Annotated in this window: 2 protein-coding genes; both read left to right on the top strand. The window is 55.3% G+C overall.

Going from position 1 to position 1161, the window contains the following annotated elements; all coding sequences use genetic code 11:
* Positions 1-690 (top strand): IS66 family transposase (tnpC, locus tag ACZ3HH_RS29325; protein WP_465809994.1); only part of this gene is annotated, 690 nt, incomplete at its 5' end.
* A 273-nt stretch (positions 691-963) separates the two neighbouring features.
* The coding region (locus ACZ3HH_RS29320) for an isochorismatase family protein (protein ID WP_465809992.1) at positions 964-1161 on the top strand (198 nt) is incomplete at its 3' end.

Here is a 1161-nt window from a genome sequence, read left to right as displayed (position 1 = left end):
CTTAAGGCGGTGGTCTATGACTTCAGCCGGAGCCGTGCCGGAGAGCATGCGCGTAACTTCCTCGGTTCCTGGAATGGCAAGCTGGTGTGCGACGACTTCGCTGGCTACAAAGCCGGCTTCGAGAAAGGCATGATCGAAATTGGTTGTATGGCTCATGCCCGACGCAAGTTTTTCGATCTGCACATGGCGAATAAAAGCCAGTTGGCAGAACAGGCACTGCACTCGATTGGCGGCTTGTACGAAGTTGAACGCCAAGCGCAGGACATGGGTGATGAGGATCGCTGGCGAGTACGGCAAGAAAAAGCGGCGCCGTTAGTGAAAGCACTGCATGACTGGATGTTGGCACAGCGCGATCTTGTGCCCAACGGATCAGCGACGGCCAAAGCCTTGGATTACAGCCTTAAACGCTGGGTAGCGCTGACGCGCTACCTCGATGATGGGGCTGTGCCCATCGACAATAATCCAGTCGAAAACCAGATCAGACCGTGGGCTCTTGGACGCTCGAACTGGTTATTTGCTGGCTCACTACGCAGCGGAAAACGGGCGGCGGCGATCATGAGCTTGATCCAGTCGGCACGCATGAATGGCCATGATCCGTATGCGTATCTGAAAGATGCGCTGACACGGCTGCCGACGCAGCGGGCGAGTGAGATTGATCAACTGCTGCCGCATCAGTGGGTATCTGCCTGAGTTACACAAGACCTGATGTCCGTAGACTTACACTACGCCGTCTGCCAAAAGCACTCACTCTAGGATTCTGGCTTGTCAGATCGCTGCAATATTGCTAGTGTCGATCTATGACTAACTATTGCCTCACCTCGACTACCACCACCACGACCGCTGAAAGCGGAGCGTGCGAGGTGTCGTGAGCCAATAGCAGACGAACTTCAAAGGCCCGCCAGCGATGGACAGGGCCTTTTTTATGCCCTTGTGTCGCTGGCTCAAACGCAAGGAGATGCACCCATGTACGCCCTGTTGATACTCGATATCCAAGTCGGGCTTGTTCACGGCCCGGAAAAACTATGGCGCTGCGAAGAGTTGTTGGAAACAGTGAATACGCTGATGGACAAGGCACGCAGCGCTGGTGCTCCAATTTTTCTCTCGCGCCACATCGGGCCCGCTGGATCTCCAATCGAACCAGGCAGCCCGTTGACGATGGTT

It is taken from the genome of Pseudomonas sp. PME37.24/025 (assembly GCF_055556615.1).
The sequence above is the reverse complement of the archived record's forward strand: the minus strand, read 5'-3'. Positions and strand labels throughout refer to the sequence as shown.